The 11774-nt window shown below is 46.3% G+C and carries 2 protein-coding genes and 1 rRNA gene; 1 reads left to right on the plus strand and 2 read right to left on the minus strand.

What is annotated here, in order from left to right; translation table 11 throughout:
• Positions 1 to 59 (plus strand): IS3 family transposase (locus ACTG7X_RS10885; RefSeq protein ID WP_439258471.1); only part of this gene is annotated, 59 nt, incomplete at its 5' end.
• A gap of 64 nt (positions 60 to 123) precedes the next feature.
• Here the strand turns inward: ACTG7X_RS10885 and ACTG7X_RS10890 are convergent.
• The gene (locus ACTG7X_RS10890; RefSeq protein WP_439258470.1) at positions 124 to 11055 is read right to left on the minus strand and encodes a hypothetical protein; all 10932 of its coding nucleotides are present in this window, start codon (positions 11053 to 11055) and stop codon (positions 124 to 126) included.
• Between the two features lie 636 nt (positions 11056 to 11691).
• Positions 11692 to 11774 (minus strand): 5S ribosomal RNA (gene rrf, locus ACTG7X_RS10895); the annotation flags it as partial.

Raw genomic sequence — 11774 nt, forward strand, 5'->3', positions numbered from 1 at the left:
TTCAGTTAAAATTAAAAGGACTGAGTCCGATACAATATCGTCGTCAGTCCTTGATGTAAGTGTCTAACTTTTTGGGGTCAGATCATTTCTACCGCGGTTTTGGTTTTTAGCCTAAGGCTTGGGTTAGATTACAGTGAAACTTTGTTCAATGTAAACGTACAAGTTGTCGTAGCCTGATGCTTTATACACATCGTATGTTGCATCGCCTTGGTCAACAACGGTGTCGCCAGTTTTGGTGAATTTATCTAGATCTAAGTCCACTGTGTTGTTTGAACCTTCATCTACGATACGCAATACTGTTCTGCCGTTTTGTCCGATTTCTGCATCAAGAGCAACTGTACCATCAGCATTCAACAAGTCGTTTAATCCCACGGTTACGGTGTTGTTATTACCTGTAACAATGATATTTTCCGCAGACATTGCTGTGCTAGACATTTGGCTTAGGTTGTAGTTGAAATGCGTGCCTGTGAAGACAAGCGTATCAATACCGTCGCCTAAGTTGATGTCGTTGCCAGTTGATGAAACGTTATTCCACGCATCATAAGCACCACGTGCTTGGCTTGTACCGTACTCAATGGTAATTGTATCATCACCACCGCCTGTTAGGCTGATGTGTGAGTTTTGAATACCCTGAGCGTTAATGGTGGTTTCACCTGCTTGACCGCCGTCAGTGATCCAAGAGCTGATAATCATATGGTTGTATGAGAACGCATAGTGATTTAAGTCATTACCGTTTACTACGATATGATTCATACCAGAGCCTACATCAACTAAGCTGTTGTAGATTGCAGCATACTCAACTTTATCGTAAGTATAGCTATCTGCACCTAAATGGCTGTTGTTACCATCTTTATACCAGCCTTCAACGATTAAGGTATCGTTGCCTGCGCCTAAGATGATGTCAGAGTTCACAACGTTACCACCTTGACCGCCAGTTGAGTCAGAGCTTGCAACGGTTTGTGCCAATGTGCCGTTATACAACACAGAACCTTCCACTTGGGTTAAGTGGTAAGTGCCATCTTCTGCACGGTAGTACACGTTGGTTGCACCGTTACTTGCACCGATCCAAACTAAGTCGTTACCTGTACCAGTGTCCACACCATTTGCAGAGTGCATCCAGCCAGCGCCAGTGCCACTGGTTTCAATCTTCACGGTGTAATCTGAACGTGTATAGCTTGATAAGCCTTTCATTTGACCTTCAATAATCAAGGCATCATCATATGGAACTGCCTGAGATGCAGCGCGTTGTCCTGCCATATTCATAAAGGCTGCACGATTAACGTTGTTCACATCGCCGTAGTCGCCGCGAATAATGAAGGCATCGTTTGCACCTGCACTGTTATCTGTCCACATATTTTGAACATTATTAATGTTACCGCGGTATGTCAGTTTGTCATTACCCGTGTTACCACTCGCTGTATTTGCTTCATTCGCATTTGTACCCGTACCACCGAATAAGCGGTAAGTTTCAAACATTGACTGACTTGGTTTATTCTCATTCGCTGTTGCAGCGTAATCGCCACCCGCAGTTTCTGAACCGACATAAGTCTGAGCTAAGTTCTCTTCTTTGAAGTAACTTGGATCTGCTTTTGTGGTTGTGGTGGTGTCTTTCGTGTTACCAGTGAATGAGTAAGCTGTTGCAGTAACAACTGACGCATCTTGCACCGCACTTGCTTTCAAGGTTGCATAGCTACCGTCTTTCATAATCACGTTCGGATCATTACTTGTCCAAACGCCAGTCGCTTCGCCTTTGCTATCAAGTTGTGCAGTCAAGGTTGCAGTTTGTGACTGACCGTTTTCATCAATGTAATCAACAGTTACTTTTTCCATACCGATTGGCATATAAATCAACACGCTACCGTCATTCAAGGCACGCAATTCTGGTGCTTTGGCTGCTTGGTTACGATAGATATGAGTTTCCACTTCGCCATCGCTTGCATCAGTGATGTCAATGGTTAATGTACCCCAAATATCGGCGTTACCTACAATCGTGCCGATGTCTTCGTAGCCAGATGCGTTATTTACCCATCTGCCTTCGCCGTTAGCAAGAACAGTGTAGGTGTAAGTACGGTCAGTTGTACCGCCGTAGCTGTCTACAAGGTGCATATGTACGGTGTCGCCGTTTTCCATACCTTCGGTTGGGTAGTAGGCTTGTACGAAGCCGCCATTGGTGGTGAACTCAATCCATTTCGGTGTGGTTTCAGCCGCGGTATCTTCTGCTTTACCCACAGACGCATCATCACGGAACGCTTCGGCAATCACTTTTTGACCATCACGCGCATCTTCGGCAGAAACAGTTGCTGTTGAGCCTGAGATTGCGATGTTGATGTTGCTGTTTGAGTTTTCAGTTACTGCCCAAGCATCATTAGCGTAAGTTAAGGTTACTACGGTGTCGGTGTATGAACCGTCCACATTTGCGTTTGGATAAGGCACAGTGATTTTCACAGTGTCGCCATCAATCGCAGTGGTTGGTAAGCCGACATTCACAGAACCGTTTTCTTGTGCAGTTACGGTTGGTGCAGTCAATGTTGCTTTGTACTCTTTGCTGATGACTTCTGTGCTGCCGTCTGCTTCGGTTACAGTCGCTTTCACGTAGTTGTAGCCTTCAAGCTCTTTTGACGTTGCTGTTGCACCGCTTGCATCTACCCACGCTGTGCCGTTGTAGGTGTAAACCAATGTGGTTGCGTCGGTTGAGTTTGGATCGTCGCCTGTTACGGTTAATTTATCGCCAGCTTCCATACCTGTGGTTGGGAAGGTTACGGTAACTTTGCCGTTGGCAGCTGTGATGTCCGCTAACTCTGGGTTCAAGTCTTTCGCTTTGTCGGTGTCGCTAAGCGAATCTGCACCACGTGTTGTGATTGCGGTTACATCAGTTAAATCGCGAACGTTGGCTGCTGGAATGGTTACCGTGCTGCCTGAAAGTTCTGCTTTTACTGCGTCGTTAGGCGTTAATGCTGTCCACGCGCCGTTGGTGTAAGTGGTGGTTAATTCCACTGCGGTTGTACCACCTGCTGCGGTTGGCACTTGTACTTTGATCGTAACTGTGTCGCCTTCTGCAACTGATGTTGGTAAGGCTACGGTTACGCTGCCGTTATCTTGTGCAACAACGTCTGGCGCAGTTAAGTCTGCACGTTGTTTAATTGCAGATGCTAAGGTGTCGGTTGAACCGTCGCTATAAGTTACCGTTACTGAGCCGTCATCATTCACTGTGTAAGTGGTGTCTGCTGGCAAGTTCGGGTTGGCTTGTTTCGCTGCGGCTTCAATCGCTGCTTTGTCGTCTGCGCTTAAATTTGTGGTGCTAGATACTTCAACTTCGGCATAAGGTTGGGCATCTTGCAAATCTGTTACCGTTTTCAACGTGATTTCAGCTGTTTGCGATGCGTTTGTAGTGTTCAAGCCTGCATCAGTTGTAACTGCGGTAATTTTTGAGCCATTTTTTAAGGCAGCATCGTTAATGTTAATACTGCTTATACCTTGACCATTCGGGTTGTTGTTGCTGATTGTGATCATTGATTGATATTCAGCAGGTACAGCCGATGTGTCTACTGTCCAAGAGTGGTCAGCAGTGCCGATTGCGGTGCTGTTTTTGGTTGCAGTAATTGTGAAGTCCTGACCATTCGCACCAGTTAAGGTAAATACAATCTTATCGCCACCTTCACTGCGGTTGGTTTCGCCACCACCTTGTTGTGGTAAGGTAATGGTTACATTGCCGTTTGCAGTGTTAGACGCTGCTTCGGTCATTGTTAAGCCATTAGCGCCCGAGTTCAAGTTCACCGCAAAGTCTTTCGCTGTTTCGGTGTCTGAACCTGTTTTATTGCCAGCGTGGTCTTCGGCGTGAATGCTGATTTCCGTACCATCTTTAACAACAGCTGCACCTAAGGCGAATGTTGTTGAGCTTGTGCTAATGCCCATTGATGGAATAGTCGCAGTTGTAACTGGGTTACCGCTTGCGTCTACTTCTGTCCACGTTGTGCCGTCTGTACCTAATTGGTAAGTAATTACGGTTGGTTCAGTCGCTTGTGGTTGCGTGAAGCTAATCACAACTTTGTCGCCTGCAACATAGCTTGAACCTGCAACGTTGAAGTCAAAGGTTACGTCGCCATTCGCCGCTTGGCTTACTTGTGGGTTAGCCGTTGGCGCGGTGGTGTCTTTCACTGTTTGATCAGGCGTTAAGGTGTCTTTTGAACCGTCTGCATAAGTGATGGTTACATTACCTTTGTCGTCTACATCAATGGTTGTGGTGTCTAACGATACTTTGTTGTCTGGGTTCGCATCTTTGATCGCTTGTTTAACCGCTTCTTTTTCTTCCGCAGTTAAGGCTTGATCGTTTTTCACATTGGTTACCGCTGGCGTTACGTCTGTTTCTTGTGCGTCTGTAACGTCATTTTTCACGGTGATAGACTTGTCAATGGTGTCTTGTGAGTTATCCGTATAAGTTACGGTTACATTACCTTTGTCGTCTACTTCAATGCTGGCAATCTTGTCTGCAATATCCGTGTTGTTATCTTGAACCGCTTTCTTAATCGCATCTTTTTCAGCTTGCGTTAAGGCATCAGGATTAGACACTTCGGTTGCCGCTGGTGCTGTTGGGTCAGTATCTTTGGTGATCTGAGCTTTTACAGTGTTCGCAGGCTCAATGGTGTCTGTTGAACCGTCAGTGTAGGTTACAGTTACTGTACCGTCTTCTGCTACTTCAACTTTTTCAATCTTGTCTGCAATCGCTGTGTTCGCTTCTTCAACTGCTTTCTTAACCGCTGCTTTTTCAGTATCGTCTAAGTGAGCAGGATCTTTAACCACAGTTACCGCTGGTTTTTCAGGGTTAGTTTGTGTGGTAATCGCTTCTTTTACAGTGTCAGCAGGTTGAATAGTGTCTGTTGAACCATCTTTATAAGTAACAGTCGCTGTACCATCTTCGGCAACCGTGATATCAGTGATATCGGTGTTGTCTTTGTTGGCTTCTTTCAATGCGTTCGCAACTTTGGTTTGCTCTTCTGATGTTAATTGAGCAGTGTTTCCTACTGGGGTTTGTACCGCAACAGGATCAGTTGTGCTAGCAATGCTTGGTTTGACTGTGTCAGCTGGTTGAATAGTGTCAGTTGAACCGTCTTTATAAGTTACAGTTGCTGTACCATCTTGGGCAACGGTGATACTTGTGATATCGGCGTTGTCTTTGTTGGCTTCTTCTAACGCTGCTTTCACTTTCGCTTGCTCAGCTTCTGTCAATTGTGCAGTGTTTTCCACTGGGGTTTGTACCGCAGCAGGCTCAGTTGTGCTGGCAATACTTGGTTTTACTGTGTCAGCTGGTTGAATAGTGTCAGTTGAACCGTCTGTATAAGTTACAGTTGCTGTACCATCTTGGGCAACAGTGATACTTGTGATATCGGTGTTGTCTTTGTTGGCTTCTTCTAACGCAGCTTTCACTTTCGCTTGTTCAGCTTCTGTCAATTGTGCAGTGTTTTCCACTGGGGTTTGTACCGCAGCAGGCTCAGTTGTGCTGGCAATGCTTGGTTTCACTGTTTGACTTGCTGGAATGGTGTCGGTTGAACCATCTTTATAAGTTACAGTGGCTGTACCATCTTCGGCAACCGTGATATCGGTGATATCGGTGTTGTCTTTGTTGGCTTCTTTCAATGCATCTTTAACTTTCGCTTGCTCAGCTTCTGTTAATTGCGCAGTGTTTTCCACTGGCGTTTGTACTGCATTTGGCTCAGTTGTACCTGCAATGCTTTGTTTAACGACATCCGCAGCTGGAATTTCATCAGTTGTACCATCAGGATAAGTTACAGTAACTTTACCATCATCAGCAACGTCCACTTGGGTTTGTGGTGGGAAGTTGTCTTTGTTGGCTTCTTCTACTGCTTTCTTAACTGCTGCTTTTTCTTCATCAGTTAATTGAGCTAGATTATCCACTGGGGTTGCCGCAGGTGGAATCGGATCTGTGCCAGTTGTGATTGCTTCTACTGTTGTGCCTGCGATTTCGTCAGTTGAACCGTCGGTGTAAGTTACGGTGACTTTGCCGTCTTCTGCTACTTCAACGCTTGCAATCTTATCAGCAATATCAGTGTTCGCATCAATCACCGCTTGTTTCACAGTTTCTCTTTCTTCATTGGTTAATGAATCTGGATGTGCAACAGTGGTAACTTCTGGTTTTTCCGGCGTGGTATCAAAGGTAATGGTTTTGTACGCTGCCGTTGCGTCTTCTGATGTGTTGCCTAAGGCGTCAGTTGCGGTTGCAGTTACTGGCGAGCCGTCTTTGATGTCGCTGTCTTTGTTAAGCGTGATTACGCCTGTTGCTTCATCAATGTTTACGGTGCTGCCGTCGCTTGCTGTTGCTGTCCATTTGCCTTCTGCGTCTTTGGTTGCGGTTACGGTGACTTCCTCGCCTGCTTTGTTTTGGTATTTCACGACAACAGTGGCTGTGTCATCATCTGTTGGTGGTGTAATGGTAACAAGGCTTGCGTCTTCGGTTGTTGTAGGCGCAGTTACGCTAGCGTCAGGCGTTGCTGTCGCTTCGATTGATTTGTTGCCTGCTGGGTCAGTTGCAATCGCTTTAACTGCATCACCTTCTTTTAGGTTTGCGCCGTCAATGGTGGTTGTGGTTTGACCTGCTTCAACATTTGGTACATCTGGGTTGTCAGATTCCCAAGAACCGTCTGCTTTTTTGGTTAAAGTAGCCGTTTGTTCAGCGCCTGTTTCATCTTTATAAGTGATAACAACCGTGTCGCCTTCGTTTGCAGTTGTTGGTACAGTTACTTCTACATCGCCGCCTGCTTTGGCATTAAGCTCTGGTTCAGATGGTGGGGTGCTGTCAGGTGTTGCTGTTGCCGCGCCTGATACGTTTTCTGCTGCGTCAAGTGCCGTTGCAGTCACGGTTTCGTCATTTGGCAATTCGCTTGCTGGAATGGTGATTACGCCTGTTGCAGGGTCAATCGTTACATTCTCAGGTGCGTTAGTTGGTAACTGCCAGTTGCCGTCTGCGTCTTTGGTTGCCGTGAATTCGGTTGTGCCGTATTTCACTGTAACTTTCGCAACGTCTGCATCTGTTGGTGGTGTGACTTCTACTGCACCGCCTTCAACCGCTTCTGCGTTTGGCGCAGATGGTGCTTGGCTGTCTGATGCTGCGCTGTCTTCGGCTGAAACGTTACCTGCGTCATCTTTGGCTACCGCTTTTACTTCGTCGCCGTCGTTTAAGTTGTCGCCAGATACTGTGATGATGCCTGTGTCTTCGTCAATGGTTACGCCAGCTGGGGCATCTGCGATTGTCCATTTGTCGTCGTCGCCTTTGGTTGCAGTTACCACAACATCGTCGCCACCGTCTTTATTCGGGTAGGTTACTTCTACGCTGGTTGCGTCTGCTGGTGGGGTAACGTCAATGTCGCCACCTGGTGCAGCTTCAACGTCTGGGGCATCTGGTGCTGTGCCGTCTGAAACTGCGGTTGCTGCTGGCGATTCATTGCCTGCGGCATCTTTGGCAGTTGCTGTAACTACGTCATCATCGTTTAGGTTGTCGCCTGAAATGGTGATTACGCCAGTGGTTTCATCAACAGTTACACCTGCTGGTGCATCTGCTGGAAGTGTCCATTTGTCGTCGTCGCCTTTGGTTGCAGTTACCACAACATCGTCGCCACCGTCTTTGTTTGGATAGCTCACTTCTACGCTAGTTGCGTCTGTTGGTGGAGTTACTTCTACTGCGCCACCTTCAACTGCTTCGGCAGTCGGTGCTGCTGGTGCTGTGCTGTCTGATGTTGCAGTTGCTTCTGGCGATTCGTTGCCAGCTGCATCTTTGGCAGTTGCTTTAACTTCGTCGCCGTCGTTTAGGTTGTCGCCATCAACAGTGATTACGCCAGTTTCAGGATCTACTGTTACGCCTTCTGGGGCATTGTCAATTGACCATTTGCCGTCGTCGCCTTTGGTTGCAGTAACGACAACTGGATCTTCCCCTGCGGTTTTCGCTGGGTAAGTCACTTCTACGCTCGTTGCGTCTGTTGGTGGGGTTACTTTTACATCACCATCTTCTGCTGCTTCGGCGGTTGGGGCTTCTGGGGCAGTTTTGTCAGGTGTTGCTGTCGCTTCGTCTGATGTGTTACCTGCTGGGTCTTTGGCAACCGCAGTGACAGGTGCGCCTTCTTGTAATTGTGCGCCTGGAATTGTGGTGCTGGTTTCATCTTTGGCAACATCTGGTACATCTTCATTATCAGATTTCCAAGAACCATCTGCTTGTTTAGTTAAAACTGCGGTTTTTTCTTCACCGTTTTCATCAGTGTATTCCACTTCAACGGTATCGCCTTCTTTCGCGTCTGCTGGTACGGTAATTTCTACATCGCCGTCTGCTTGCGCTTCTGCTACTGGTGCAGATGGCGCTGTGCTGTCAGATGTTGCTGTTGCTTCGTCTGATGTGTTGCCCGCTTGGTCTTTGGCTACTGCTTTTACAGGTGAACCTTCTTGTAATTGTGCGCCTGAGATAGTAGTAGTGTCAGCACCTGCTGGAACCATTGGTACATCAGGGCTGTTAGACTGCCAAGAACCATCATCTTGTTTGGTTAGGGTTGCAGTTTTGTCCGCACCATTTTCATCTTTATAAGTGATAACAACAGTGTCGCCAGGGTTTGCGTCTGCTGGTACTTTGATTTCTACATCACCGCCTGCTTTTGCAGTCGCTTCTGGGGCAGATGGTGCAGTGGCATCTGATGTGACGATAACAGGTTCTGATTCGTTACCTGCTGGGTCTTTGGCTACAACTTTTACTGGCTCGCCATCTTTTAGGTTTTCGCCATCAATGGTTGTGGTGTTTTGACCTGCTGGAATAGCTGGCACGTCTTCGTTATCCGAAGCCCAAGAACCGTCTGGTTGTTTGGTTAGGGTTGCAGTTTGTGGCTGACCGTTTTCGTCAGTGTATTGTACTTCAACGCTGTCGCCCGGATTTGAATCTGCTGGCACAGTTACTGTGATGTCGCCACCTTCGCCTGCTTCGGCTTGTGGTTTAGATGGTGCAGTGGCATCAGGGGTTGCAGTCGCTTCATCTGATGTGTTACCTGCTGGGTCTTTGGCAACCGCAGTGACTGGTTCGCCTTCTTTTACGCTGCGACCTAAAATGGTGGTGTCTGAACCTGTTGGGATTGCTGGTACGTCAGTATTATCCGAAGTCCAAGAACCGTCATCCTGTTTGGTTAGGGTTGCAGTTTTTTCTGCGCCGTTTTCATCTTTATAGGTGATCTCAACTGTGTCGCCTGCTTCTGCGTCTGCTGGTACTGTAATGGTTACATTACCGCCTTCGCCAGCTGTTGCTTGCGGTGCAGATGGTGCAGTGGCATCAGACGTTGCTGTTGCAGGTGCTGATTCGTTACCTGCTGGGTCTTTGGCAACCGCAGTTACAGGTTCACCTTCTTTTAGGTTGCTGCCTGAAATTGTGGTGCTGTCTTTATCGGCTGGGATTGCTGGTACGTCTTCGTTGTTAGAAGTCCAAGAACCGTCTGCTTGTTTGGTTAAGGTAGCAGTTTTTTCTTCACCGTTTTCGTCAGTGTATTTTACTTCAACGCTGTCGCCAGTTTCTGCATCAGATGGTACTTTAACGGTTACGTCGCCGTTTTTACCTGCTGTTGCTTCTGGTGCAGATGGTGCAGTTGCATCTGGGGTTACAACAGTTGCAGTTGATTCGTTACCAAGCGAGTCTTTCGCGGTAACTGTTACTGGTGTGCCTTCTTTTAGGTTGTCGCCATCAATGGTTGTGGTGTTTGAACCTGCTGGAATTGCTGGCACGTCTTCGTTGTCAGTAGTCCAAGAACCGTCTTCTTGTTTGGTTAAGGTTGCAGTTTTTTCTTCACCGTTTTCGTCGGTGTATTTTACTACAACTTCGTCGCCAGCTTTGGCATCTGCTGGTACGGTAACTTCTACATCACCGCCTTCTTTGGCAGCTACTTCTGGTGCTTCTGGTGCGGTTGAGTCAGAAATTGCAGTTGCCGCTGGTGCAGATTCGTTACCTGCTGGGTCTTTGGCAATGACGCTAACTTCTGAACCTTCTTGTAGGTTTTCGCCTTTGATTGTGGTGCTGTCTGAACCTGCTGGGATTGTTGGTACGTCTTCATTATCAGAAGCCCAAGAACCGTCTTCTTGTTTAGTTAAAACTGCGGTTTTTTCTTCGCCATTTTCGTCAGTGTATTTTACTTCAACCATATCGCCAGTTTTTGCGTCTGCTGGTACTTTAACGGTTACGTCGCCGTTTTTGCCTGATGTGACTTCTGGTGAAGATGGGGGTATGCTGTCTGTGGTTGCTGTTGCAATTTCAGAAGTGTTACCTGCTGGATCTTTGGCAATAACAGTTACATCTGTACCTTCTTGTAGGTTTTCGCCTTTGATTGTGGTAGTGTCTGAACCTGCAGGGATTGCTGGTACGTTATTATCATTAGATGTCCAAGAACCATCCGCTTGTTTGGTTAAGGTTGCAGTTTTTTCATTACCGTCTTTGTCGGTGTATTTTACTTCAACGCTGTCGCCAGCGTTAGCGTTCGCTGGAACTTTAACGTCTACGTCGCCGTTCGCTTTTGCGGTTACTTCTGGGGCAGATGGTGCGGTTGTATCACCTGAACCAGATGAACCACTTGAACCCGCTGCAATCGCAATGCCTGCAATCGCAGCAACGCCGGCGGCGATCCAACCCCAATGCGGTAACCAACCTGCAATGATTGCATCACCACCTAATACTTCGCTGGCAAGCATGCTGTCATTTAGTGCAGCAATGGCACTTGCAGATTCGCCGTTGGCTGGAATATAAGCGTAATATTGTCCGTTTTCGGCTAAACCTTGAATTAATGCAGGATCATTATAATAATCCGCGATAATTAAATCTTCGTCTTGTGAATCTTGGAAAGTGATATGTAAATCATCACCCACGCGTTTGGTCACAATTTGTTGTGGGGCAACGCCGGTATCTTGGTCAAGCAATTCGTAAACTGCGTTACCGCCGACATGCTGAATTTTAACCGCTTGATTTGCCACATTCTTGGCAACTTCAACGGTTTGAGTATTACCTTGGGTTTTAACTTTAAGTAAAACGCTCATAAACATCTCCTGAATTTATTTGTTCATAAAATAAGTTAGTAAAATAGACTTTTCAACGATAAAACCGATTGAAAAGAGAAAATAAAAACACCCTAACAACAAAAACTGCCAGTGAGTTTTAAGGCAAACAAAAAAAGCACTTCCCAATAAAGGAAATGCTAAATTGTTTGCCTACTCTGCTTAACCTTGCTTGCTTGCTTGCTTGCTTGCTTGCTTGCTTGCTTGCTTGCTTGCTTGCTTGCTTGCTTGCTTGCTTGCTTGCTTAGATTTTGTGTTTTTGCCATATAAGGTGTCAAGTGTATTTAGTTAAATAATAGATTAAATTGAGTTAAAAGTTTGCCGATTTTACACATAATTATCTTAGATTGCAAATACATTTTTAGCTATTAGAATGATTATAACCCGCACAAAATTGACTATATTTCAATCTAATGTAGGGGCGTATTGTATACGCCCATGCTCGATCTCTTTTCTTCTCAAATTATGGGAACATCAGGTTCTAGGGCGTATGCAATACGCCCCTACTCATTTTTTTCGTATAACCTATTTCATACACCCTATTTTTGAAGATGTTGAGAAAATATAAAAAAACAACAAAACCCCAGTCACTCTCGTAACTGGGGTTTCTAATTTGGAACCTGATGGTGACCTACTCTCACATTGGGAAACCCAACACTACCATCGGCATTACAGCATTTCACTTCTGAGTTCGGCATGGA

This window comes from Lonepinella sp. BR2271 (genome assembly GCF_051851515.1).
Taxonomy (GTDB): Bacteria; Pseudomonadota; Gammaproteobacteria; order Enterobacterales; family Pasteurellaceae; genus Lonepinella.